Source organism: Hamadaea tsunoensis DSM 44101 (assembly GCF_000428945.1).
In the GTDB taxonomy this organism is placed as follows: Bacteria; Actinomycetota; Actinomycetes; order Mycobacteriales; family Micromonosporaceae; genus Hamadaea; species Hamadaea tsunoensis.
On sequence record NZ_AUAX01000008.1, the window covers coordinates 95685 to 121705 of the forward strand.

General features: G+C 70.1%; 18 protein-coding genes. 8 read left to right on the forward strand and 10 right to left on the reverse strand.

All coding sequences use genetic code 11. The annotated features are described in order from the left end of the window. Positions 1-73: 73 nt before the first annotated feature. From pulA to G401_RS0116675, 3 genes are all read right to left on the reverse strand, one after another. A complete protein-coding gene (gene pulA / locus G401_RS52805) occupies positions 74-5761 on the reverse strand; it encodes a pullulanase-type alpha-1,6-glucosidase (protein ID WP_064741781.1) in 5688 nt (1895 codons plus the stop codon). Between the two features lie 348 nt (positions 5762-6109). Continuing rightward, a complete protein-coding gene (locus G401_RS0116670) occupies positions 6110-6940 on the reverse strand; it encodes a phosphoribosylaminoimidazolesuccinocarboxamide synthase (protein ID WP_027343406.1) in 831 nt (276 codons plus the stop codon). A gap of 148 nt (positions 6941-7088) precedes the next feature. After that, on the reverse strand, positions 7089-7694 hold the full coding sequence (locus G401_RS0116675) for a PadR family transcriptional regulator (RefSeq protein ID WP_027343407.1): 606 nt from the start codon (positions 7692-7694) through the stop codon (positions 7089-7091). A 68-nt stretch (positions 7695-7762) separates the two neighbouring features. On the opposite strand from G401_RS0116675, the gene G401_RS0116680 reads away from it, so the two are divergent. Beyond that, positions 7763-8986, forward strand: coding sequence for an FAD-dependent oxidoreductase (locus G401_RS0116680; RefSeq protein ID WP_027343408.1), 1224 nt, complete (start codon positions 7763-7765; stop codon positions 8984-8986). 2 nt (positions 8987-8988) lie between these two features. Then, positions 8989-10509: a gamma-glutamyltransferase family protein gene (locus G401_RS0116685; protein WP_245601741.1), complete on the forward strand. Its 1521-nt coding sequence runs from the start codon at positions 8989-8991 to the stop codon at positions 10507-10509. A 6-nt stretch (positions 10510-10515) separates the two neighbouring features. On the opposite strand, the gene G401_RS0116690 is transcribed toward G401_RS0116685, so the two are convergent. The 3 genes from G401_RS0116690 to G401_RS0116700 form a co-directional block, all read right to left on the reverse strand. Beyond that, positions 10516-11388, reverse strand: coding sequence for a septum formation family protein (locus tag G401_RS0116690; RefSeq protein ID WP_084557268.1), 873 nt, complete (start codon positions 11386-11388; stop codon positions 10516-10518). Positions 11389-11488: 100 nt separating this feature from the next. Continuing rightward, on the reverse strand, positions 11489-12382 hold the full coding sequence (locus G401_RS52810; protein WP_051366735.1) for a septum formation family protein: 894 nt from the start codon (positions 12380-12382) through the stop codon (positions 11489-11491). Between the two features lie 154 nt (positions 12383-12536). After that, a complete protein-coding gene (locus G401_RS0116700; RefSeq protein ID WP_027343411.1) occupies positions 12537-12890 on the reverse strand; it encodes a VOC family protein in 354 nt (117 codons plus the stop codon). A gap of 187 nt (positions 12891-13077) precedes the next feature. Between G401_RS0116700 and acnA the strand changes: the two genes are divergently transcribed. After that, positions 13078-15810 (forward strand): aconitate hydratase AcnA, encoded by a 2733-nt coding sequence (gene acnA, locus G401_RS0116705; protein ID WP_027343412.1) that lies wholly within the window; start codon positions 13078-13080, stop codon positions 15808-15810. 69 nt (positions 15811-15879) lie between these two features. On the opposite strand, the gene G401_RS0116710 is transcribed toward acnA, so the two are convergent. Further along, the gene (locus G401_RS0116710) at positions 15880-16245 is read right to left on the reverse strand and encodes a group I truncated hemoglobin (protein WP_027343413.1); all 366 of its coding nucleotides are present in this window, start codon (positions 16243-16245) and stop codon (positions 15880-15882) included. Positions 16246-16583: 338 nt separating this feature from the next. Between G401_RS0116710 and G401_RS46195 the strand changes: the two genes are divergently transcribed. The 3 genes from G401_RS46195 to G401_RS0116725 all read left to right on the forward strand — a co-directional run bounded on the left by G401_RS46195 (position 16584) and on the right by G401_RS0116725 (position 20344). Then, positions 16584-18392: a glycosyl hydrolase family 18 protein gene (locus G401_RS46195; RefSeq protein WP_084557270.1), complete on the forward strand. Its 1809-nt coding sequence runs from the start codon at positions 16584-16586 to the stop codon at positions 18390-18392. 90 nt (positions 18393-18482) lie between these two features. Continuing rightward, positions 18483-19028 (forward strand): hypothetical protein, encoded by a 546-nt coding sequence (locus G401_RS52815; RefSeq protein WP_051366736.1) that lies wholly within the window; start codon positions 18483-18485, stop codon positions 19026-19028. A gap of 197 nt (positions 19029-19225) precedes the next feature. Then, a complete protein-coding gene (locus tag G401_RS0116725) occupies positions 19226-20344 on the forward strand; it encodes a glycerophosphodiester phosphodiesterase (RefSeq protein WP_027343415.1) in 1119 nt (372 codons plus the stop codon). Between the two features lie 116 nt (positions 20345-20460). On the opposite strand, the gene G401_RS0116730 is transcribed toward G401_RS0116725, so the two are convergent. Next, a complete protein-coding gene (locus G401_RS0116730) occupies positions 20461-21120 on the reverse strand; it encodes an HAD family hydrolase (RefSeq protein WP_027343416.1) in 660 nt (219 codons plus the stop codon). Positions 21121-21162: 42 nt separating this feature from the next. Further along, entirely contained in the window at positions 21163-22011 is an 849-nt protein-coding gene (locus G401_RS0116735; RefSeq protein ID WP_027343417.1) for a carbon-nitrogen hydrolase family protein, read from the reverse strand. A 68-nt stretch (positions 22012-22079) separates the two neighbouring features. Here G401_RS0116735 and G401_RS0116740 point away from each other — a divergent pair, with 68 nt between their 5' ends. Both G401_RS0116740 and G401_RS0116745 read left to right on the forward strand, forming a co-directional pair. Further along, entirely contained in the window at positions 22080-22655 is a 576-nt protein-coding gene (locus tag G401_RS0116740; RefSeq protein ID WP_027343418.1) for a TetR/AcrR family transcriptional regulator, read from the forward strand. Positions 22656-22990: 335 nt separating this feature from the next. Then, complete coding sequence (locus G401_RS0116745) at positions 22991-23902, forward strand: serine protein kinase RIO (RefSeq protein ID WP_027343419.1); 912 nt, start codon at positions 22991-22993, stop codon at positions 23900-23902. 182 nt (positions 23903-24084) lie between these two features. Here G401_RS0116745 and G401_RS46205 read toward each other — a convergent pair whose 3' ends face one another. Continuing rightward, on the reverse strand, positions 24085-26001 hold the full coding sequence (locus G401_RS46205) for an ABC transporter ATP-binding protein (protein ID WP_211240766.1): 1917 nt from the start codon (positions 25999-26001) through the stop codon (positions 24085-24087). Positions 26002-26021: the final 20 nt, after the last annotated feature.

Consider the following 26021-nt stretch of genomic DNA (forward strand, 5'->3'; position numbering starts at 1 on the left):
CAAAGAGATCTTGAATAGAAACTGCTGCCGGAACAACAGTTTCTATTCAAGATCTAGTGCGGCACTCCGCCAGTCAGCGGACGAAGACCGCCACCGACCGCGCTGGTACCGACAGCGAACCCGACGTGGACGCCGTGGCCGTACGCAGGACCGGGTCCGCCGACGAAGCGAGGATCGGGTCCAGCGAGAGCCCGGACAGACCCACCTGCTGCGTGACCGCCGACGGGGATCCGTTGAACACCACCACGTACTGCCGGTGGGCTCCGCCGAGACCGGTCCCATCCAGGACCATGGTGATCACGCCCGGAACCGCGGAGGCCGTGCCCGACAGCGGGAACGACACCCGCTGCTGGACCTGGGCCGCCGTGGTCAGCGAGAACACCGGCGAGGACGACCGGATCCGCATCAGCTCCGCGAATCGCGCGTCCGCCATCGCGATGTCCGCGCAGGACGGGACGATGGCCGGGTCGGCCAGGAGCGGCCGGGCGTACGCCCAGCGGGACTGGTTGTCCGCCGCCATCGGCAGGCCGGCCCCGAATCCGTTGCCGGACGCGCAGTCCCAGCGGATCTCGTTGAACCAGTCGCCGGCGTTGAAGCTGTTCTTGTCCAGGGACTTCGACCGCAGCCGCGACGAGCCGAGCGTCACGAATCCGGTGCCCTGCGAGAACGCGACCGTCGAGAGGGCCAGTACCTGCATGCGGGCCCGGTCGGTCGCCGAGGTCCCGTCCGGCAGCTTGTACGCCAGCGCGTCGAACAGGATCTCGTTGTCATGCGCGTCCACATAGGTCACGGCTTCGCCGGGCCGGGCGGCGTACCCGGCGGGTGAGCCGTTGTAGTCGACCTGCGAACCGGAGTGCACCGCGCCGTCGGAACCCCGGAAGGAGTAGGAGGCGAGGTTCCCCGCGAGGCCCAGCTCCACCAGATCCGTGTTGTGGCCGAGCGCGGACAGCGACGAAGCAGGACCGCCGTTGGGATCCGTGTACTGGCCCGAGGCGAACCCCTGGATACGCGGGTCGCCGTCGAACGGGCCGCCGCCGCGTACGGCGTCGCGCTGGCGGTCGCTGAACGTCGCGATCCCGGTGCCGGCCATGTTCTTCTGCGTCGCCTGGACGAACCGGGCGTTGCCCGCGACCTCCCCGAAGTCCCAGCCCTCGCCGTACAGGATGATCGACTTGCCGTCGACGCCGTCCTTCGCGGGCGTCAGGTCGTCCAGGGCGGCGCGTACGGCCAGGATGTTGGCCTTCGGGTGGTGGCCCATGAGGTCGAACCGGAACCCGTCCACCTTGTACGCCTTGGCCCACGTGACCACGGAGTCGACGACGAGCTTGCCCATCATCGCGTGCTCGGGGGCGGTGTTGGCGCAGCAGGTGGAGGTGGCCACCGTGCCGTCGTCGAGCAGCCGCTGGTAGTAGCCGGGCACGATCTGGTCGAGGACCGAGTTCGGGTCGGTGCCCGCCGCGGACGTGTGGTTGTAGACCACGTCGGCGACGACGCGCAGCCCGGCACCGTTGATCCCGGCGACCATCCGCCGGTACTCCTCGACCCGGTCGGCCGGGTCGACGGCGTACGAGCCCTCGGGCACGGTGTAGTGCAGCGGGTCGTAGCCCCAGTTGTAGCCGTCGGTGTTCTGCACGGCCGCGACGCACGCCTGCTGCCGGTCCGAGTCGCGCGGCAGCGACGGGAGGTCGCAGGCCGGCTGGGCCTGGTCGGCCCGCTTCTCGGGAGTCGAGGAGAAGTCGAACGTGGGCAGCAGGTGCAGGTGCGTCACCCCGGCCGACGCCAGCGACTTCAGCTCCGTCATGCCGGCCGAGGACGGCTCGGTGAACGCCAGGTAAGTGCCCCGCTCGGCGGCGGGAACGGTCTGGTCGGCGATGCTGAAGTCGCGTACCGAGGCTTCCTGGATCTGCGGGCGGCCGGTCAGGGTCGGCTTGCGCAGCCGGTCCCAGCCCGCCGGCTTCGACCCGGCGTCGTTCAGGTCGACGAGCCGGCTCGCGGTCGAGTTCGCCGACAGGTCCAGCGAGTAGGGGTCGGTCACGCTCGCCGTCACGAACCGTCCCGCCGCCGGCTGCCACACGTCCACCCGGAACCGGTAGTACATCCCCTTCCAGGCACGCGTACCGGTCGCCGTCCAGACGCCCGTGGTGTCGTTGCGCTGCATGGGAACCAGCGTGGGCGCCGCGTCCGGCGCCGCCATCAGCTCCAGCTGCACGCCGCGCGCCGTCGGCGCCCACACCGCGACACCCGCCTTCACCGGGCCGATCGCCGGCCCCAGCCGCACGTGGCTCGCGTCATAGACGTCATCGAGTACGCCGGGAGTCTGCACCGAGGTCGCGGACAGCAGGTTGCCCAGGTGGTCGGATTCGGTGACCACCAGTTGCGCCCGCAGATCGGCCTTTACGTCGGTCGCCCCGACCGCGAAGCCGCCGTAGTTCCACAATTGCGGGTACGCCTGCCGCTGCTTCTCCGTCAAGCCGTCCGGCCGGGCGGTCAGCGGGACCGACGTGAAGTCGCCGGACAGCTTGCCGTCCACGATGGACAGCCCGCCGGCCGGGGCGACCGCCAGCGCGTACACCTTGCCGTCGTTGTCGGCCTTGTTCCACACGATCGTGCCGCGGTCGATCCACTGCGCGTACGCGTGGTTCAGGTCGATGTCGTGCGGCGCGCTCTTGACGAGCGGCCGCAGGTAGCCGGGGGTGGACTGCTGGAGCCAGACCTCGTTGCCGTTCTTGGCGAGATCGAGGCGCTGGTCGTCGGGCAGGTCCTTGCCGTCGCCGTTGTGCACGATGTAGCTGAGCGCGGTGGCGCCGGCGGCGAGCGGAACCCGCCAGTACGCGCCGTACGCGTCCGTGCCGGTGGGCGGCATCGGCGATCCCCAGTCGGTGCCGGTGGCCGCCCCGTCCCACAGGTGCAGTCCCCAGCCGGAGTAGTCGCCGCCGGTACGCCGGTAGTGCAGCACGGCGACGTGTGAGGCGGCCGCTTCCGAGGCGTACACGGTGGTGTCACCGCTCGTCACGAAGGCGTCGGCGGCCTGGGTCGGGTCGACGGAGCCGTCCGGCCCCGGATCCTTCGTGTCTCCCTTGTGGATGATGAAGTTCACCGGCTTGGCCGCGTCCTTCAGCGCCACGTCCCAGTACGCGCCGAACCCGTCGGTGCCGGTGGGCGGCATCGGCGTACCCCAGTCGGTGCCGGAGGCGACGGCGTCGCCCCAGAGGTGCAGGCCCCAGCCGGAGTAGTCGCCGTCGGCGCGGTGGTAGTGGATCGTCTGGTGGCCGAGTGCCGCGGCGGGCGAGGAGTAGATCGCGGGATCGCCCTGCTTGAGCCAGATCTCGCCGGTCTTGCCCGGGTCCACGCTGCGGTCGGTCTCGACGTCCTTGGTGCCGTGGGAGTCGACGACGAGGAAGCCGACGTTCGCGGCGCCGGGCTTGACCTTCACCCAGGCGAAGCGGCCGTAGGAGTCCTCGCCGGCGAACGGCTGCCCGGTCGGCCAGTCGTGCTGCGAGGACGGGTCCGAATCACCCCAGTTGTAGACGCCCCAGCCCGCATAGTTCCCATCCGTACGCCGATAGTGCACGAGCACGTACTCGCGCTGGGCGCCCTGGACGGGGGTGGCCACCGAGATCTGGGACTCGTCGCTCGCCAGGTGCCCGCCGCTGGACACGACGGCCTTGTAGCGGATCGGCACCTTGCCGCCGATGCCGTCGAGGTCCTGGTAGACGCTGTACCTGCCGTCGGCGTCGGGCTGCCGGGCGGTGCCGAGCAGCTGCCAGCGGCCGCCGCCGACCTGGGCCGCGAACGTGACCGTGGCGGCCGGGTCCGCACCGCCGAGCGTCGCGCTCACCTTGGCCTGCGTCGCCACCGCGGCACCGTCACCGGGCGAGGTGATCGTGATGGTGGGCGTACCGGCGGCGGGGGCGATCGGGGCGGCGGCCTTGTAGACCACGGTGGACAGCGCTGGGACCGTGACCGTGATCTTCCCGTCGGCGTCGGTGTCCGGTCCGCTGCCCGCGGTCGGATACAGCTGCGCGAAGGCGCCGTGCGACGAGGTCTGGATCGTCACCGTCTTCGCCGTCGTCGAGCTGTTGGCGGCCACCACGTACTCGGTCCGCTGGGCGGCGTCGATCCGGCTGAACGCGAACACGCCGTCGCCGGAGTAGCGGGTGGTCTGCGTACCGGTGGCGAGGCCGGGCTCCTGGGCGCGCAAAGCTCCCAGGGCGGCGATCGTCCGGTACAGCGGGTGGTTCGGGTCGTAGTTGTCGACGGCGTGCGTCCGGTCGGTGCCGATCAGGTCGTCGTCGAGGTAGTCGGCGACCAAGCTTGCGAACATGTCCTGCCGCGCGTCCTTGTCGCCGCCGGGCCCGGTGAACCCCTGCTCGTCGCCGGAGTAGACGACCGGCTGGCCGCGGGTGAGGAACATCAGCTCATGGGCGAGCTTGTCCCGGTCCAGGTAGGTGGAAGCGTCCACACCGGACTTCTCGATGAATCCGCCGACACGGCCCATGTCGTGGTTGCCGAGGAAGGTCGGCAGCGCGTTCGCGTCGGTGTTGCCGGACGCGTAGAGGGCGTCGGACGCGTACATGTCGGAGAGCGCCTGGGCGTTGCCGTTGGTGACGAACGACTGGGCGGCCGCCTGGAACGGGAAGTCCAGCGTCGCGGGCAGCTTCCCCTGCCGCACGTACGCCGACGTCTTCGTCGCGTCGGAGGTGTACACCTCACCGAACATGAAGAAGTTCGGCTTGCCGTGGGCGGCCGCGTAGGTCGTGATCCCCCGGGTGAACTGCGGCCAGAACTGCATGTCGACGCTCTTGGCGGTGTCGATGCGGAACCCGTCGACCCCGGCCGAGCCGATCCAGTCCTGGTAGACCTTGGTCATCCCGGCGACCACCTCGGGCCGCTCGGTCCACAGGTCGTCGAGGCCGTAGAAGTCGCCGTCGGTGTCGCTCTCGCCGGCGAACGTGGAGTTCCCGCGGTTGTGGTACATCGTCGGGTCGTTGAGCCAGGCCGGCTTCTTGGCCGTCTTGTCGGCGGCCGTCGGGAACACCGGCGTGTACGGGCCCGAGTTCACGTCCACCTTCGGGAAGCCCTGCGTGCCGTCGGCGTAGTTCGCGTCGTCGAACGAGTGCCCGGCGGCGTCCACGTACGGCGTCGTCTTCTTGTCCACGTAGTCGTACTTGTTCTCGGCGTACTGGAGGACGTCGGCGGTGTGGTTGACGATGACGTCCAGGTAGATCTTCATGCCGCGCTGGTGCGCCTTGCCCACCAGCCGCTTCAGGTCCGCGTTGGTCCCGAAGTGCGGGTCGACCTGGGTGAAGTCGGTGATCCAGTAACCGTGGTACCCGGCGCTCGCGTCCGCGCCCGAACCCTGCACCGGCTTGTTCTTGAAGACGGGTGCCAGCCAGATGGCCGTGGTGCCCAGGCCCTGGATGTAGTCCAGCTTGTCGATCACGCCCTGCAGGTCGCCGCCGTGATAGAAGCCCTTGTCGGTCGGGTCGTAGCCGGTCGACAGGCGGTCACCGGCGTACCCGCCCTTGTCGTTGGACTTGTCGCCGTTCGCGAACCGGTCCGGCAGGACGAAGTAGAACTGCTCGTGGGGCACGTCGTTCGATGCGCGCGACGCGAGCGCGCTGTCGGACGGCTCCGAGCTCCACGACACGACGCCGTCGGCGGGAGCTGTGTTCTGTGGTTTCGCCTCGGCCGGCGCGGTCAGCACACCCAGAACGATCAGGGCGGCCGCAGCCTGGCTGAGGATGCGAGAAGTGCGCATGGTGTCCCTCGGGGTTCGGTGGCACGCATCGGCTCGGCCACACGTGTGTGCGCCGAACGTGATTGCGGGGCGCTCGCGCTCCGCAAGGCACTACAGTCCGCCGCAACATACGCGTAACCGAAAGGTCACCGCAAGACTTGCTCAGAATCCGGCAGCAGTCTTGCAACACCTTCCAAACCTTGCAGGACCTGGCCCCCGGCCGCCCAGCGCCCGGCCCGTCGCCGCAAACGCCAAGATCCCGCTTGGATCAGGGTTCCCACCCGAATCTTGGCTCATGATTCGGGTGATTTCCCTGATCCAAACGGGATCTTGGGGATCGATGTCGGGGCGGCGCCAGGTGGGGGCGGGTTACGTCCAGGCTTGGCCGGTCAGGCGTTCGTACGCCGCTACGTAACGCGCCCGCGTCTGCGCCACCACGTCGGGCGGCACCACCGGGCCGGGCTCGGTCTTGTCCCATCCACTCGCGACGGCCCAGTCCCGCAGCGGCTGCTTGTCGAAGCTGTCCTGGACCTTCCCCGGCGCGTACGCGTCCGCGGGCCAGAACCTCGACGAGTCCGGCGTCAGCACCTCGTCGGCCAGGATCAGGGTGCCGTCGGCGTCCCAGCCCAGTTCGATCTTCGTGTCCGCGATGAGGATCCCGCGTTCGGCCGCGATCTCCGCGCCCCGCCGGTACACCGCCAGCGTGATGTCGCGTAGCCGCTCCGCCGTCTCCGGGCCGACCTTGGCGACGACGTCGGCATAGGTGATGGGCTCGTCGTGCTCACCCATGACCGCCTTGGTCGACGGCGTGAAGATCGGCTCCGGCAGCTTCGAGCTCTCGACGAGGCCCGCCGGCAGCTCCACACCGGACACGACACCGGTCGCGTCGTAGTCCCGCAGCCCCGACCCGGTCAGGTAGCCGCGGGCGACGCACTCCACCGGGACCATCTGCAACTTCTTGCAGCGGATCGCCCGGCCCGCCCACTCGGCCGGCACGTTCTCGTCGATCACGTGGTTGGGCAGCAGGTCGGCGAGCTGCCGGAACCACCACAGCGAGAGCTGGGTGAGGATGGCGCCCTTGTCGGGGATCGCGGTCGGCAGAACGACGTCGAAGACGGACATGCGGTCGGAGGCGACGAGAATCAAGTCGTCGCCATCTTGGTAGACGTCCCTGACCTTGCCTGAATGCAGCAGCTCCACGCCCGCATCCTATGCGACCCCGCCCCCGCCCTTCCCCTCCCGCCACCTCCCCCGCGATTCCGACGATCTTGCGCGAATGTCTCGAAATTCGTCGGCAATGCCCGGAATGCCCGAACATTCGCGCAAGATCGTCGGAAAAGGGGGAGGGTCAGGGTTCGAAGTGGGCGGCCATGTCGGCCAGCCACTCCGGCGACCAGGTCAGCCGGCCGGCCGCGAGGTCCCCGGCCACACCCCGGACGAAGTCCAGTTCCGTACGCGTCGCCGCCAGCGCGTACTCGGTTTCGAGCACGAAGAGGCGGGGCAATCCCATCCGGTCGCTCGTCTCGATGTCACCGGCCAGGGTGGCGAGGCGGGCGGCCAGCGCCGAGGCCCGCTTCTCCAGCTGGACCCGGGCGTCCTGCGCGTCCAGCAGCATGACGAAGGCCAGCGCGGCCGGGAATTCGGGGAACTCCCGGGCCGGCGTCGACAGCATCGCGCGCAGCCGGTCGATGAGCATCGCCCGGCCGGCCGGGGTGATCTCATAGACCGTGCGCTCCGGCCGGCCGCCTTCGCGATCGGTGTGCCGGACCGCGGCGTACCCGTCCCGGACCAGGCGCTCGATGGCCTGGTAGACGCTGTTGCGCTGGGCGACGTTGACGATCTCGTCCTGGCGCCGCGAGCGGATCTTCGACTGGATCCGGTACGCGTGCATCGGCTCCTCCGCGAGCAGCGCGAGCACGACCATCGCCAGGGGTGAACGCCGTTCGGCAGCCATGCGGACATCCTACGGGCCTGGTCACGAAGCACTGGGCGACACTTAGTCATGTCATGTATAGTCATGGCATGACTAAGACTCAACGTACCCGGACGGCGGCCGTCATCGGCGGCGGGATCGCCGGCACCGTGACCGCGATCGCCCTCCGGGAGGCGGGCATCGAGGCCGACGTCTACGAGGCCTACGACTACTCGGCCGACGGGGTCGGTGCGTACCTGACCGTGCAGGTGAACGGGCTGGCCGTGCTGCGGGAGCTGGACCTGCTGCGGGCGATCGACGGGCTGGGCTTCGACACGCCCCGCTTCACCTTCCACTCCGGCGCCGGCAAGCTCCTGGGCAGCATGGACACCACGGGCAGCCGGGGCGACGGGCTCGTCACCCGCACGATCCGGCGCGCCGAGCTGTATCAGGCCCTCCGGGACGAGGCCGGCCGCCGCGGCGTCCGCATCCACTACGGCAAGCGCCTGGCGAGCTACGGCGACCGCCCGGAGAGCTACAAGGACACGGAGCACGCCGACCGAGCCACCGCCCGGTTCACCGACGGAACGGCGGCGGAGGCGGACGTTCTCGTCGGCGCCGACGGCCTGCTGTCGCGGATGCGTACGCTCATCGATCCGGGGGCGCCCCGGCCGCGCTACGTTCCGCTGCTCAACACCGGTGGCTACGCCGGGATCGACGTCGGCGCCGAGCCCGGCACGATGCACATGGTCTTCGGGCGCGAGGCGTTCTTCTGTTACATGGCGGCGCCCGGCGGGCAGACCTGGTGGTTCGCCAACGTGCCGCAGCAGGCCGAGCTGACCCCGGCCCAGCTGGCCGTGGCGAACGAGGGGTGGCGCGACCGTCTGCTGAGGACGTTCGCGCCGGACCGCGTACCGGCGACGACGATCATCCAGGCGACCGGGGACATCCTGGCTCCCTGGAACACGTACGACTTTCCGCGCGTACCGCACTGGCACCGGGACCGGATGATCGTCATCGGGGACGCCGCGCACGCCACCTCGCCGACCTCGGGGCAGGGCGCCTCGATGGCGATGGAGGACGCGCTCGTGCTGGCCCAGGCGCTGCGGGACCATCCGGTGCCCGAGGCGTTCACCCGCTACGAGGCCGCGCGCCGCGACCGCGTCGAGAAGATCGTGGCCGACGGCAACAAGAAGAGCGGCGAGAAGATGCCCGGGCCGGTGGGCCGGATCGTCCGGGACGCCATGCTGCCGCTGGTCTTCCGGCGGGAGGCCCGCAAGCCCTCGACGGCCTGGGTTGTCGATCACCGGATCGCGTGGGGTGCGACAGTGTAGGGGTGCGCTCACCGATCTACGCCCGCAACGGAGTCGTGGCCACCAGCCAGCCCCTCGCCGCCCAGGCCGGCCTGGCCCTGCTGCGCGAGGGCGGCTCGGCGGTCGACGCCGCGGTCGCGGCCGCGATCACGCTCGCCGTGGTCCAGCCCGGCTCCAACGACATCGGCTCCGACCTGTTCGCCATCGTGTGGGACGGCGAGCGGCTGCACGGCCTCAACGCCTCCGGCCGCTCCCCCGCCGCGCTCACGCTCGGCCATTTCGCCGGCACCGCGCCGGGTCGCGGCTGGCCGTCCGTCACGGTTCCCGGCGCCCCCGCCGGCTGGGCGGACCTGCACGCCCGGTTCGGCCGGTTGCCCTTCGAGCGCCTTTTCACCAGTGCCATCGAGTACGCCGAGGGCGGCTACCCGGTCTCCCCGGTCACGTCCCGGCACTGGTCGGCGGCGGTACGCGTACTCCCGCGTCTCCGGGAGACCGGCGAGTGGGCGAAAGTGTTCACAGTGGACGGACGTGCCCCGGCGCCCGGGGAGCGGTACGCGAACCCGGCGGCCGGCCGGACGTTGCGCCGCCTGGCCGGGACCTACTGCCGGGACTTCTACACGGGTGAGACCGCGGAGCACATCACCCGGTACGCGCGGGCGACCGGCGGGCTGCTGACCGGTGGGGATCTGGCGGCCCACGAGTCGGAGTGGGTGACGCCGCTGAGCGCGCGGTACCACGGGCACGAGGTGCACGAGCTGCCGCCCAACGGCCAGGGTGTGGCGGCCCTGCAGGCGCTGGCGCTGCTCGACGGCCTGCCGGGCGCGGGCCTGCACGAGCAGGTGGAGGCGATGAAGCTCGGCTTCGCCGACGCGCACGCCCACGTGGCGGATCCGGCCTTCGGCGCGCCGGCGGACCTGCTGCGACCCTCCTATATAGAGGAACGGCGGAAGCTGATCGGCCCGCGGGCCGCGCTGCCGGCGCCGGGCGACCCGATGCGCGGCGGCACGGTCTACCTCGCGGCGGCCGACGCGGACGGCATGATGGTTTCGCTGATCCAGTCGACCTACATGGGTTTCGGCTCGTTCGTGACGATCCCGGAGGCGGGCATCGTGCTGCAGAACCGGGGCGCGGGATTCCGGCTGGAGCCGGGCCATCCGAACGTCGCCGCCGGGGGCAAGCGGCCGTTCCACACGATCATCCCCGGCTTCCTGACCCGCGACGGCGCGCCGGTCGGCCCGTTCGGTGTGATGGGCGGCCACATGCAGCCGCAGGGCCATCTCCAGCTGATCAGCGCCACCCTCGACGAGGGGCTCGACCCGCAGGCGGCGCTCGCGCGGCCGCGCTGGTACTGGGACAAGGGCCTGCGGGTGCTCGTCGAGCCGGACTTCGCGGGCGCGGCGGAGCTGTCGGCCCGCGGCCACGACGTCGTCGTCGAACCGGAGCCGGGCACGTTCGGCATGGGCCAGGCGATCTGGCGGCTGCCGTCGGGTGACTACGTGGCCGGTTCCGAGCCGCGCGCCGACGGCCTCGCGGCCGCGTACTAGCGCGCGTCAGACCTTGCCGCGACCCTTGAGCGAACCGGTCGTCGTCTGCTTGTCCAGCCAGATGAAGCAGTGCACCGTACGCCGCCCCGAACTCCAGTACGCGAAGTCGTCGGCGAACCACAGGGCGTCCCCGACCGTGTAGTCGACCTTCGCCCGGGACACCCCGAGGTACGGCGCGATAAGGTCGAAACACTTGTCGTGCAAGGGATCCATCGCCTTGCCGGCCGGCTTCTTCGCGGCCGCCGGGGCCAGGAACGCGCCGGCGTACTCCCCGTCGTGCTTCTTGGCGCAGTCGACCTGCGGCCAGTCGGCGCCGCTCAGGTCCGCGCAGGCGGTCGGCAGCCACGCGTCCTTCAGGCTGCCCTTGCGGGCCACCGGATCGGCCAGGCCCCAGCCGGTCTGCACGAGGTCGCACCGGAACCAGCGCAGGCCCGCCTGCCACGCGGCCGCCGTCGGCAACGTCACGTCCAGGTCGAGCCGGACGTCGAACCACGGATGCCCCAGGTACGCCGTCGCCCGGTCGCTGCACTCGGCGTACGCGCGGGACTGGGCCTCGGCGTCCGCCCCGGTCGCGTTCTCCCGCAGCAGCGGCGCGTCGGCGGCCTGGGTGACGGTCCCCTCGAACCGTCCCACGTAGACGGTCTCGGCGACGTGCTCGGCCGCGCAGTCGACCGGCGCGACCGTCGCGGACACCTGCTCGTCGAGGTCCGCGTGGCACTCGCCGGCCTTCGGGGTGACACTCTGCGGTGCGGACAGCGCGGCCCAGTCGTCGGTCAGGTCGCCGTCGGAGCCGCCGGGGCCCGGCCAGAACACCAGCGCCGCCACGGCCACCGCCACGACGGCACCCGCCGCACCGGCCACCCAACCGACTCTGCGCACGCGACCTCCTCCGGATCGACGCGGAGTCTAGCGCCCTCGCCTCACCTGCATACCGCGGCCGCCGGGCAGGACGGCGAGGACGGCTGCGGCCGCGAGGCCGCTACGCACGTTTCTTGACGCTCTTGGTGAAGGTGGACTTCTCGCCGGACCAGACGTAGCACTCGGTGACCCGCCGGCCCGACTTCCAGTAGTCGAGGCCCTCCTGCCAGGACACGCCGTCGCCCCACGCGAGCTTCGACAGGCTGATCCCCGTGTACTTGGAGATCATCAACTCGCACACCGCGTGCAACGGGGCGAAGTCCTTGTCGCCCTTGGGCAGCGTCGTGCGTACCGGCATGAGGAAGGCCCCGACGAACTCGCCGCTGTGCTTGGCCGTACAGGGACGCTCGGGCCAGCCGTCGATGTTCATCTCGACGCAGAGCGTGGCCGGCCAGTCCCGGCGCAGGCTCGCCGTCCGCTGGATCTGCTGGCCGCCGGTCATCTCGGTGCTGGAGTCGTACTTGATCTCCTCGATGTCACAGCGGTACCACCGCACGCCGGCCTGCCACGCGGTCCGGACCGGCAGGGTCACGTGCAGCCGCAGGCGCGGGTCGTACCACGGGTGACCGAGGTACCTGCTCGCCTGGGCGTTGCAGTCGAGGTAGGCGTCGCTCTGCGCCTTCGCGACCTCGGCGGTCGCCCGGGTGTACAGCGGCGGCGGCTCGGCGAGCTGCGCGGCCGCACCGGTGAACCGGCCGACGTAGACGGTCTCCCGGATGTGGGGGCCGTCGCAGGGCACGGGATCGCCGACCGCGTCGCTCCGCGCCTCCTCGCCGTATACATAGGAGTGACAGTCGCCCGCCTTTGGCAGCGTCTGCTCCGCTTCCGCCGGCATCGGCCAGCCGTCGACCAGCCGGCCGTCCACGCCCGCGGGCAACGACGAGCAGCCGGCGGCCAGCGCGAGCACCATCACGGCGGCGGCCAGCAGGCGGCCGCGCCTCCCCTGCGTACGCACAGGTTCCTCCCAAGGTCGAGACCCGGGGAGCCTAAATGATCTACGACGCCGCGTGGGGGCGGGTACCCGCGCCGAACGGGCGGTTTCCGCGCGCTGATCGGTCAGCGGCTGTTCCGGTCGCCCGCTCTTCCGGTCGGCCCGCTTCAGTCAGCCGCTATTCGGGGAGGAACTCGATGCGGTTGCCGTTGCAGTCTTCGGTGTGGAACCGGCGCTGCCCGGTCTCGGCGAAGTCCGCCCAGGTCACCGGATATCCCGCGGCCGTCAGCCGGTCGGCGAGGCCGTCGAGGTCGGCGGTCGTCAGGGCGGGATGGGCCTTGCGGGCCGGGCGGAAGTCCTCCTCGACACCGAGGTGGAGTTCGGCACCGGACGGGTCGACGAACCAGCAGCCGCCGCGTACGGCCAGCAGCGGAGGTTTGGGCTTCTCGGTCAGGCCGAGGACACCGACGTAGAAGGCGCGGAGGGCTTCTTCGGTGCCCGGCGGGCAGGCGACCTGCACGTGGTGAATCATGGAAGCGAGCCTAGAGCGAAGTTGCGATTTAAACAAGACGGACGTACGGTATGGGATGTGGGTTCCCCTGAGGCGACACCGCTTCGGTTAGGCGGCCCTTATCCGAGCCCCGGACGCCCCGGTGCGGAAGACTTGCCCTTGTAGCGGGGGTGCCTGCCCCGCAGGAGACGGTTAAAGGAGTGCGACGGTGGCCAGCCTCGACACCTTCGGTGCGCGCAGCCAGCTCGACGTCGGCGACGCGAGCTATGAGATTTTCACGATCGACAAGGTGCCGGGCCATGAGCGCCTGCCCTACAGCCTGAAGATCCTGCTGGAGAACCTTCTGCGGACCGAGGACGGCGCCAACATCACCGCCGACCACATCCGCGCGCTCGGCGGCTGGGACCCGTCGGCCGACCCGAGCGTGGAGATCCAGTTCACGCCGGCGCGCGTACTGATGCAGGACTTCACCGGCGTTCCGTGCGTCGTGGACCTCGCGACCATGCGGGAGGCCGTCCGCGACCTCGGCGGCGACGTCGCCAAGGTCAACCCGCTGGCCCCGGCGGAGCTCGTCATCGACCACTCCGTCATCGCCGACGTGTTCGGCCGGCCGGACGCGTTCGAGCGCAACGTCGAGATCGAGTACGGCCGCAACCAGGAGCGCTACCAGTTCCTGCGCTGGGGCCAGACCGCCTTCGACGAGTTCAAGGTCGTCCCGCCGGGCACCGGCATCGTGCACCAGGTCAACATCGAGCACCTGGCCCGCGTGGTCATGAATCGTGGCGGGCAGGCGTACCCGGACACGGTCGTCGGCACCGACTCGCACACCACGATGGTCAACGGCCTGGGAGTGCTCGGCTGGGGCGTCGGCGGCATCGAGGCCGAGGCGGCCATGCTCGGCCAGCCCGTCTCCATGCTGATCCCCCGCGTCGTCGGCTTCAAGCTGCACGGCGAGCTGCCCAGCGGCGCGACCGCCACCGACCTCGTGCTCACCATCACGCAGCTGCTGCGCAAGCACGGCGTGGTCGGCAAGTTCGTCGAGTTCTACGGCACCGGCGTGAGCGCGGTCCCGCTGGCCAACCGGGCCACCATCGGCAACATGAGCCCGGAGTTCGGCTCGACCTGCGCCATCTTCCCGATCGACGGGGAGACCATCGACTACCTGCGCCTCACCGGCCGTACGCCGGAGCAGCTGGCGCTCGTCGAGGCGTACGCCAAGCAGCAGGGCCTGTGGCACGACGCGGCCCACGAGCCGTCCTACTCGGAGTACCTGGAGCTGGACCTGGCCTCGGTCGTCCCGTCGATCGCCGGCCCGAAGCGTCCGCAGGACCGCGTCTCGCTGACCGACGCCAAGACGGCGTTCCGCTCGGTGCTGCCGGACTACGTGGGCGACGACGAGACCGACGAGGAGGGCGAGGAGAGCTTCCCCGCCTCCGACTCCCCCGCGTCGAACGGACGCGCCTACGGCCGGCCGTCGAACCCGACCCCGGTGACCACGTCGGACGGGACCGCGTACGAGATCGACCACGGCGCGGTCGTGATCGCCTCGATCACCTCCTGCACCAACACCTCGAACCCGCAGGTCATGATCGGCGCGGCGCTGCTGGCGAAGAACGCGGTCGAGCGCGGCCTGCGCGCCAAGCCGTGGGTCAAGACGACGCTGGCGCCCGGCTCGAAGGTCGTCACGGACTACTACGAGAAGGCCGGCCTCACGCCCTACCTGGAGAAGCTCGGCTTCAACCTGGTCGGCTACGGCTGCGTCACCTGCATCGGCAACTCGGGCCCGCTGATCGACGAGGTCAGCGCCGCCGTGAACGCCAACGACCTCGCGGTCGTCTCCGTGCTGTCGGGCAACCGCAACTTCGAGGGCCGGATCAACCCGGACGTGAAGATGAACTACCTGGCGTCCCCGCCGCTGGTCATCGCGTACGCGATCGCCGGCACGATGGACGTCGACCTGGCCCGGGACCCGCTCGGCTACGACCCGCAGGGCCAGCCGGTCTACCTCGGCGACATCTGGCCGAGCCCGGCGGAGGTGCAGGCGACCATCAACGCGTCGATCAACTCCGAGATGTTCGGCAAGGGCTACGCGGACGTCTTCGCGGGTGACGACCGCTGGCGGTCGCTACCGACCCCGACCGGCAACACGTTCGAGTGGGCCCCGGAGTCGACCTACGTCCGCAAGCCCCCGTACTTCGAGGGCATGGCCGCGCAGCCGGCGCCGGTGACGGACATCGCCGGTGCCCGCGTACTGGCGAAGCTGGGCGACTCGGTGACGACCGACCACATCTCGCCGGCCGGCTCCATCAAGCCCGACTCCCCGGCCGGCAAGTACCTGGCCGAGCACGGCGTCGAGCGGCGGGACTTCAACTCGTACGGCTCGCGCCGGGGCAACCACGAGGTGATGATCCGCGGCACGTTCGCGAACATCCGCCTGCGCAACCAGGTGGCCCCCGGCACCGAGGGCGGCTTCACCCGCGACTTCACGGTCGAGGGCGCGCCGGTCAGCACGATCTACGACGCCTCGGTGAACTACCAGGCCGCCGGTACGCCGCTGGTGATCCTGTCCGGCAAGGAGTACGGCTCGGGTTCGTCGCGGGACTGGGCGGCGAAGGGTACCGCGCTGCTCGGCGTACGGGCCGTGATCGCGGAGTCCTACGAGCGCATCCACCGCTCCAACCTGATCGGCATGGGCGTTCTGCCGCTGCAGTACCCGGCTGGGCAGACGGCGGAGTCGCTCGGGCTGACCGGCGAGGAGACGTTCTCGGTCGAGGGCGTGACCGCGCTCAACGACGGCGCGACGCCGAAGACGCTGAAGGTCACCACCGACACCGGGGTCGCGTTCGACGCGGTCGTGCGCATCGACACCCCCGGTGAGGCCGACTACTACCGGCACGGCGGCATCCTGCAGTACGTGCTGCGCAAGATGCTCGAGTCCTGAGCTCGAAGCACCGTCCGCACAGGAGGGCCCCGCGGCGACGCGGGGCCCTCCTGGCGTTGCGATGGCGGGTCAGGCCGTCACGATCTGCGGCGCGACCGAGGTCAGCGTCGCCACGACCGACTCCACGACGTGTTCCGGTACGCCGAGCTCGCGCAGCACCGCCACCAGATGGTCGCCGACCTTGCCGAAGGCCGTGGCGTCGATGTGCAGATCCGCGTGGGCCGTACCGAGATCGCGCCCCGTGTAGTTCGACGGTCCGCCGAGGACCATCGAGATCATCTCCACCTGGTGCCGTTTGAGGGTGGGCAGATCGACGCCGCTGAAGTAGCCGGCGAGGTCGGGATCGGCGAGCAGGCGGTCGTAGAAGCGGGTGACCGCTTCCTTGACGGCCGGCGTACCGCCGATCAGTTCGAAGTGCGTTCCTACAGCAGTCATGAGAACCTCCAACTCATGTCCGCCCTAACGGTTGACTTGACTATAGAGATCAACTCAAATATGTGGAAGATTCTCAGCCGAGAAAACTCACGCTTCGCGATTGTTAGACTGCCCTGAGTGACAACTGCGCGGTGCATCTTGCATTTCTACTGCACATAGCCCCGCAGCCGGAGTAGATCAAGAGTAAGGACCGAACCCGGCGGCACTCCGAACGCCAGCTGGAAGGTCTCTTTACTTATCGCGAAACGTTAATTTATCTTTGCCTCAATGTCGTGCACCCACCGCAGGACAGGCACATCTGCGCTGAACCCCTACTCCCCCAGGCAGGTGGCTATCCCATGAGACATCTCTCCCCCCGGCTGACCGCACTTCTGGCGGCTCGTGCAAGCACTCCCCGGCTGCGCATTACCGCCGCGGCCGCCGCGGCGGTGCTCGCGGCCGGAATCACGCTGTCGCTGGCGACCACGGCCAACGCCGCGACCAACCTCCTCGTCAACCCTGGCCTCGAAACGGGCACGCTGTCCCCCTGGACCTGCTCCGGCGGACTCGGCAGTGTCGTCTCCTCACCCGTCCACGCCGGCACCAAGGCGCTCCAGGGCGCCGCGTCGTCCTCGGACACGGCTCAGTGCAGCCAGACGGTCTCCGTGGTGGCGAACACCGCGTACACGATCTCGGCGTGGGTCAACGGCGGCGGCGGTTACGTCTACCTCGGCGTCACCGGCGGCGCCGAGACCTGGAACCCGGCGACGGCGAGCGCGTGGACGCAGCTGTCGACGACGTTCACCACCGGCGCGGCCCAGACGTCGCTGACCGTCAACGTGCACGGCTGGTACGGCACCGGCAGCTACTGGGCCGACGACCTGAGCGTCAGCGGGCCCGGCGGCACAACGCCGTCGCCGTCGGCGACCCCGTCGACCGGGACCAGCCCGAGCCGCAGCGCCACGCCGAGCGCGAGCCCGAGCGCCAGCCCGAGCCGCAGCGCGAGCCCCAGCCCGAGTCCGAGCGTATCCACCTCCCCGCCGCCACCCGGCGGGAAGAAGCTGATGGGCTACTTCGTGGACTGGGGCGTCTACCAGCGCAACTACCACGTGAAGAACATCGAGACGAGCGGCACCGCGGCCAAGATCGGCTACATCAACTATGCGTTCGGCAACGTCACCAACGGTCAGTGCGCCATCGGCGACTCGTACGCCGACTACGACCGCTTCTACGACGCCGCGTCCAGTGTGGACGGAACGAGCGACACGTGGGACACCGGTGCCCTGCGCGGCAGCTTCCACCAGTTGCGGGAGCTGAAGGCCAAGCACCCCGGCCTCAAGGTGATCTACTCGTTCGGCGGCTGGACGTGGTCGGGCGGCTTCGGCCAGGCGGCCGCGAACGCGACGGCCTTCGCCAACTCCTGCTACAACCTCGTCGAGGACCCGCGGTGGGCGGACGTCTTCGACGGCATCGACATCGACTGGGAGTACCCGAACGCGTGCGGCCTGTCCTGCGACAGCAGCGGCCCGAACGCGTACAAGACCCTGATGTCGGCGCTGCGTACGCGGTTCGGCTCCAGCTACATCGTCACCTCGGCGATCACGGCCGACGGCACCAGCGGGGGCAAGATCGACCTGACCGACTACGCCGGGGCGGCCCAGTACGTCAACTGGTTCAACGTGATGACGTACGACTACTTCGGCGCGTTCAACCCGACCGGTCCGACGGCCCCGCACTCGCCCCTGTACTCGTACACGGGCATCCCGACGGCCAACTTCTACGCCGACGCGGCCATCCAGAAGCTGAAGGCGAAGGGCGTACCGGCGGGCAAGCTGCTGCTGGGCGTCGGCTTCTACGGGCGCGGCTGGACGGGTGTCACCCAGGCGACCCCCGGCGGGACCGCCACCGGCGCCGCCCCCGGCACCTACGAGGCGGGCATCGAGGACTACAAGGTGCTCAAGACCAGCTGCCCGTCGACCGGGACCATCGCCGGGACGGCGTACGCCAAGTGCGGCAGCAACTGGTGGAGCTACGACACGCCCAGCACGATCAACGGCAAGATGTCGTACGCGAACTCGCAGGGCCTCGGCGGCGCCTTCTTCTGGGAGATGACCGGCGACACGACCGGCGGTGAGCTGATCACCGCCATGAAGAACGGCCTCGGCTGACCTCCGGCCGGACGCGGGGGCGCGGGTCTACGGGTCCGTGCCCCCGCTCTCGCCATGCGCGTCCCGTCGACCGGCGCTATCCTGCGCCGCATGACATTCCCCTCGCCACAGGCGTCGTCCCCGTCGGACGCCGTCAAGGGGCTGCGCCCGCTGTTCGCCTGGGCGCTGCTCGCGTACACCGCGCTGCGGCTGTTCTTCTCGTTCCTGAGCTGGATCGTGAACTCGGACTACGGCTCGTTCGCGGCCCGCTCGGCGAATGCCGGGTTCGTCGGCCTGTACACCATCGTGCTGCCGCTGGTGGCGGTGCTGATCGCGACCCAGATCCAGCCCGCGCTGCGCGGCGCGAAGCTGATCGCGATGGTCGCCCTGGGCGAGTACGCGTTCGCGCTCCTCTTCGGCGCGCTGACGTTCCTGATCAGCCTGCTGTGGGGGCCGGGGGGCTCGAACTTCGCCGCCAAGGCGGTCAACTACCTGAGCCACGTGGTGCTCGGGGCCTTGGAGCTGGGCCTGATGCTGCTGGCGGCGTTCGCCGTGCTGCGCGTCTTCACCTCCCTGGGCGGCCAGCTGCCCAAGTTCCAGTCCGGTACGCCGAAGCCGCCTGCCACCGGTGACGCTCCCACCCAGCCGCTCAACTGACGAACGCCGAGCGTCTTGATCCCGTTGGGATCAGGGATCCGCACGTAATCTTGGACCAAGATTCGGGTGATTTCCCTGATCCCAACGGGATCTTCGGGCTTGCGTCATGGGATGTTCGGCCAGTGGTCGCGCTCCCGCGCTGGACTGTTGCGGGCCCGCCGGGCGATGGTCGCCCGCGCCGGCCGCGGGAGCATTCCATGGCAGACAGACGAAGCCTGTTGAAGATCGGTACGCTCGCGGCGGGCAGCATCCCGCTCGTCGCCGCCGCCACCCCGGCGTCGGCCCACGACGGCCGGGAGCAGCCCCGGCACCGCACGCTGGTCATCGGCCACCGCGGCGCGGCCGGCTACCGCCCCGAGCACACCCTCGCCTCGTACGAGCTGGCCGCGCGGATGGGCGCCGACTTCATCGAGCCCGACCTGGTGTCCACCAAGGACGGTGTGCTCATCGCGCGGCACGAGCCCGAGATCGGCGGCACCACCGACGTGTCGAAGCGGCCGGAGTTCGCCGGCCGGCGCAAGACGGTCCTGCTCGACGGCGTCTCCGTCACGGGCTGGTTCACCGAGGACTTCACCCTCGCCGAGATCAAGACCCTGCGCGCCGTCGAGCGGCTGCCCGCCGTCCGCCAGCGCAACACCATGTACGACGGCCTCTTCGAGGTGCCCACCTTCGAGGAGGTCCTTCAGCTGCGCGAGCGCCTCTCCCGCGAGCTGCGCCGCGAGATCGGCGTCTACCCGGAGACCAAGCACCCGACCTACCACCGCGCCATCGGTCTCGCGCTCGAACCCGCCCTGATCAAGGCGGTCCGCAAGCACGACCTCGACCACCGCGACGCGCCAATCTTCATCCAGTCCTTCGAGTACGCGAACCTGAAGGCGCTGCGCCAGCAGTCCGGTGTACGCGCGCCGCTGGTGTTCCTGCAGAGCGCCGCCGGTACGCCGTTCAGCGACCCGCGCCCGTACGCGGACTACGTGTCGCCGGCCGGGCTCGCCGAGATCTCGAAGGTCATCAACGGTCTCGGGCCGGACAAGTCCATGATCATCCCCCGCAACGCCGACGGTACGCTCGCCCAGCCCACCCCGCTGGTGGCCAACGCGCACGACGTCGGGCTAGTGCTGCACCCCTACACCTTCCGGGCGGAGAACCAGTTCCTGCCGGCCGACTACCGGGTGCCCACCGGGACCGTGCCCGCCGTCGACCCGAACGCGTACGGGCGGGCGATCGACGAGCAGGTGGCCTTCCTGCGGGCCGGTATCGACGGCCTGTTCACCGACCAGGCCGACATCGGCGTCCTGGCGCGCTCGTACGCCTTCTGACGCGCTACGGGGCGCCCTGGGACCCTTCCCGGGGCGCCTCAGCCTTCCGGCGCCTCAGCCTTCCGGCCTCAGCTCTCCGGGGTCTCAGCTTTCGGGGGCCTCGGCTCTCCGGGGCCTCAGCGCACCGAGTGCGACAGGGACATGACCGCCGCCACGGCCTGGATGACGCCGTTGACCGCCTTCGTCGGGGCGAACCGGCGCTCGGACCACTCCCGGCCGCGCCGGATCCAGACGCTGGGCAGGCCGAGCCCGGCCGCGCCGCCGATGTCCGCCTCGGGGCTGTCGCCGATCATCCAGGCGCCGCGCAGCCGCAGCCGCGCCCGTTCGGCGGCGATCTCGAAGATGCGCGGATTGGGCTTGCGGCAGTCGACCTCTTCGGAGATCACCCAGTCGGCCACGAACCGGTCGAGCCCGGTACGCCGGATCTTCGCCTCCTGCGTGCGTACGGCGCCGTTCGTCACGATCACGGGGACCCAGCCGGCGTCCTCGGCGATCCGCAGCGCGGCGCCCACCATCGGGTCGAACCGGGTGTTCTCGATCAGGCCCTCGAACAGCTCGTCCACGAGGTCGACGATCGAGACGCGGAGGTTGTAGCGGTCCCGGATGGCCTCGGCGACGTCCCACCGGTCGGTCATCCCGTCGGCGTCGACGTCGAGCAGCCAGTCCACGTCGTATTCGGGCGCGCCGGCCTCGGCGAGGAACCTGCCGGCCCACGCCCGAAACGCCCCGGTCCGATCGATCAGGGTGTTGTCGAGGTCGAGGAGAAGCAGTGGCACGGCCGCACAATACGTGACCTGCACCTCATTGCGAAAGGGCCCTCACGTATAGACCTGCTCGCGACAACCGTCTCCACCGGCGAAAATAGTCTTCGGACGATCTATAAGCATCTGATGAGAACTTCGTGTCCGGGCGATTTCGTCCGCGGACAGGGCCGCCACCAGCACAGATGTACCCGTGTTCGGTCCCTTCACGACGGCCCGGCCTTCCGGGTCGTAGACCGCCGCGCCACCGTTGAAAAGCCACGGATCGGTCCCGTCGACGCAATTCGAGTAGATCACGTAGCCGGTGTTGTCGAGCGCGCGGGCGGCGTAATAGACGTCGCGCCGGTGCTCCGAACCGGTCACGTACGCCGCCGGATAGAGCATTCCGTGCACGTCATCGGCCTGCGCCTGGCGCGCGTGCTCCGGGAAGCAGCCGTCGTAGCAGATGCCCAGTCCGAACCGCCAGCCGTCGGCGACGTGCAGCGTGGCGCCCTGCCGGCCCGGCACGAAAAGGTCACGTTCTATGTCACCGCACAAATTTTCCTTAGCGTAGGCCGATCGCACGGTCCCGTCGGCCGCCACGACGAGCGCCGCGCAGATCCGGTCCTGCCCGGCTGTGCGTACGGCCGCGCCTATGACGACGACGACCTGCCGGTCGCGCGCCACGGCCCGCAGCGGATCGAGCCGCGCGTCGGCGACGACCCCCGCGGCGTCGGCGTGGACGTCGGTGGCCGGGTCCGCCAGGGCCGGGGGGTGATACGCGCAGAGGAACAATTCCGGCAGGACCGCGAGCCGGGCGCCCTGGTCGGCCGCTTCGCCCACGAGCCGGGCGGCCGTACGCGCGTTGCCGACGACATCGCCGGGGGTCGATTCCGCCTGGATGGCGGCCACGATGAGGTCCTGCATGCTGCCCTGCTTCCAGCAAGCCGTACGTACGGATTGCATTACCGGAGGTGACCTGGGAAAATCCGAGTGTGCCCAGGGTAAGCCAGGACCAGCTGGACGCGCGCCGCGAGGAGATCCTCAGCGCCGCGCGCTCCTGCTTCGCCCGTTACGGATACGAGGGCGCGACCGTGCGGCGCCTGGAGGAGGCGACCGGGCTGTCCCGCGGCGCCATCTTCCACCACTTCCGCGACAAGGACTCCCTGTTCCTGGCGGTGGCCGAGGACGACGCCGCCGAGATGGTCGCCACCGTCACCCGCAACGGCCTCGTGCAGGTCATGCGGGACCTGCTGGCGCAGGCCGCGGACCCGGACTCCTCCGGCTGGCTCGGCACGCAGCTCGAAGTGTCCCGCCGGGTACGCACGGACCCGGACTTCGCGGCCCGCTGGGCGCAGCGGATCAGCGCGATCGAGAGCGCCACGGCGGACCGCCTCAAGCGCCAGCGCGACGCCGGGGTGCTGCGCGACGACGTGCCGCTGCCGGCGTTGATGCGGTTCCTGGAGCTGGCGTACGACGGGCTGGTGCTGCACCTGGCGATGGGGCGGCCGGCCGGCGACCTCGGCCCGGTCCTCGACCTCGTCGAGGAAGCCGTCCGCAAACGCCCCTGACCCCCACCCCCCCCCCATTTCCGACGATCTTGCGCGAATGTCCGGGCCATTCGGGCATTCGCCGCGAAATTCGGGACACTCGCGCAAGATCGTCAGGAGCTGGGGCGGGCGGCGCGGGAAGGCGGGGCGGAAAACCGGTTGACACGGGGCGGGGTGCGCTCGTTATGCTTTCCGCGTCTTGATCAAGGACCGCCTCCGTGCGGTCCGAACCAGCGGCGGGCTCCACTGCGGAGCCGCGCGAAGCGAAGGGAGGGAAGACCGATGGCCGTCTTTGTCATGACCCGTGCCCGGTTCACAGTCCTTCCCCTTCCGCTTTCGCTCAAGGAGCCGCTGAAGTGCGCAAGCAGCGCAAGTTCGACGACGACGATTTCTCGGTAGCCGACGACCCGTCCTTCGAGAAGTTCCTCGATCAACCTGATACATGGGATGAGAATCCCGACGGTCCCGACACCGGCGACCGATGGTCCACATGGGACCTGTCCTCCCCCACCGAGCGCGGCCCGCTGCCGCACCCCGAGTGGGTCGTCACCGAACTCGCCGCGGTGGACATCGAGCGGGGCATGCTGAAGACCGGCAAGGAAGCCGACGTCTTCCTCGTCTCCCGCGAGGTTCCCGGCACCGAGATCGGCGTACTCATGGCCGCCAAACGCTACCGGGACGCCGAGCACCGCATGTTCCACCGCGACGCCGGCTACCTCGAAGGACGTCGCGTACGCGAAAGCCGCGTCATGCGGGCCATGACCTCCCGGAGCGCCTTCGGCAAGGAGGCGATCGCCGGGCAGTGGGCGGGAGCCGAGTTCGGCGCGCTCTGCTCGCTGTGGGAGGCGGCCGCGTCGCTCGGGGCGCCCGCGTTCACGCCCTACCCGGTGCAGATCCTCGGCACCGAGATCCTGATGGAGTTCATCGGTACGCCCGACGGCGTGGCCGCGCCCCGACTGGCCGCGCTGCGTACCGAGGATGCCGACCTGCTCGACCTGTGGGAGCAGCTGGTCCTCGGCCTGCGTATCCTCGCCCGCACCGGGTACGCCCACGGCGACCTGTCGCCGTACAACATCCTCGTCCACGAAGGACGGCTGGTCGTCATCGACCTGCCGCAGATCGTGGACATCGTGGCCAATCCCAACGGCCGCAAGTTCCTGGCCCGGGACGTGCACAACGTGCTCACCTGGTTCCAGGCCCGCGGACTGTCGGGTGTGGACGAGAACGCGATCGTCGACGAGCTGGCCGCGGAGGCGGGGCTGCGATGAAGGCCCGTACGCGGGCCGGTTCCGGTTCGGCGGGACGGGCCTGGTCCCCGTCCCGCCGCCCCTTCTACGCGGGTGCCGTCTCGCCGGTCCGCGGCGGCGTCACCCGGACGCGGCCTCGCTAGCCGGTCAGACGTGCGGACGCGGCTTCCTAACCCGTCGGGCGGCACGCGGTCGGGTCGGCGTCAGGCGGATGCGGCCTCGGTGAACGTCGCGGCGGCGCGGGCCGGGGAGTCGGCGAACTGCGTCCGGTAGAGGTCCGAGTAGAGGCCCTCCGCGGCGACGAGCTGCTCGTGCGTACCGCGCTCGACGATGGTGCCGCCGTCGAGGACGAGGATCTGGTCGGCCTCGCGGACGGTCGACAGCCGGTGCGCGATCACCAGCGCCGTACGCCCCGCGAGCGCCACCGACAGCGCCCGCTGGACGGCCGCCTCGCTCTCGGAGTCGAGGTGGGCGGTCGCCTCGTCGAGGATGACGATGGACGGCGCCTTGAGCAGCAGCCGGGCGATCGCGATCCGCTGCTTCTCGCCGCCGGAGAAGCGGTAGCCGCGCTCGCCGACCACGGTGTCGAGGCCGTCGGGCAGCGTGCGGACCAGGTCGGCGACCTGGGCCCCGGTCAGCGCCGCCCAGATCTCCTCGTCGGTCGCGTCGGGCTTGGCGTACCGCAGGTTCTCGGCGATCGTCTCGTGGAACAGGTGCGCGTCCTGCGTCACGACGCCGATCGTGTCCCGCAGCGAGTCCAGCGTCGCGTCGCGGACGTCGACGTCGCCGACGTGTACAGCGCCGTCGGTCACGTCGTAGACCCGGCTCACCAGCATCGAGGTCGTCGACTTGCCGGCGCCGGACGGGCCGACCAGCGCCACGAGCTGGCCGGGCTCGACCGTGAAGCTGACCCCCCGCAGCACGGGCTCGGACACCTTGCGGTCCAGCGACGCGACATCCTCCAGCGAGGCCAGCGACACCTCGGCGGCCGACGGATAGCGGAACCAGACGTCGCGGAACTCGACCCGGCTGGTGCCCTTGGGAATCGCCACCGCCGCCGGCTTCTCCGAGATGGCCGGCGGCAGGTCGAGCACCTCGAAGACGCGGTCGAAGCTCACCATCGCGCTCATCACGTCGACCCGCACGTTCGACAGGTCGGTCAGCGGGCCGTAGAGGCGCAGCAGCAGCATCGCCAGGGCGACGACCGTACCGGCGGAGATGACGCCGTGGACCGCGTACCAGCCGCCGAGGCCGTAGACGAGCGCCTGGGCCAGGGAGGCGACGAGCAGCATGGCGACGAAGAAGGTCCGGCCGTACATCGCCTGACGGATGCCGATGTCGCGGACCCGCGCGGCCCGCCCCGAGAACCGCTCGGACTCCGCGCGCGGGCTGCCGAACAGCTTCACCAGCAACGCGCCCGCCACGCCGAAGCGCTCGGTCATCGTCGCGTTCATGGTCGCGTCGAGCTGGTACGACTCCTTGGTGATGGCGGCCAGCTGGCGGCCGATCCGGCGGGCCGGCAGCACGAAGAGCGGCAGCAGCACCAGCGAGAGCGCGGTCACCTGCCAGTTGAGGCTGAGCATCACACCGGCCGTCAGGGCCAGCTGGATGACGTTGCTGACGACACCGGACAGGGTCGAGGTGAACGCCCGCTGGGCGCCCATGACGTCGTTGTTGAGCCGGGACACGAGCGCGCCGGTCTGCGTACGCGTGAAGAACTGCAGCGGCATGCGCTGGACGTGGTCGTAGACCTGGCTGCGCAGGTCGAAGATGATGCCCTCGCCGATCTTGGCGGAGTACCACCGCTGCACGACGGACAGGCCCGCGTTGGCCACGGCGAGCCCGGCGATGATGATCGCGAGCCGGACGACGGTCGCCCCGGCCGTGGGGTCCTTGCTGCTGATGGCGTTGACGACGTCACCGGCGAGGACCGGGGTCGCGACCCCGATGACCGCGGCGACGACGATCGTGATCAGGAAGAACACGATGTCCCGCCGGTACGGCCCGGCGAACCGCTTGACCCGGCGGAACGTGCCCTGGGTCAGCTTGTGCTTCTTGACGTTCTCCTCTTCGCGGAGGGCACGCATGGTGCTCCACCCGCCGCCGCCCCCGCCCATCATCGACATCTGTTCGCTCGCCT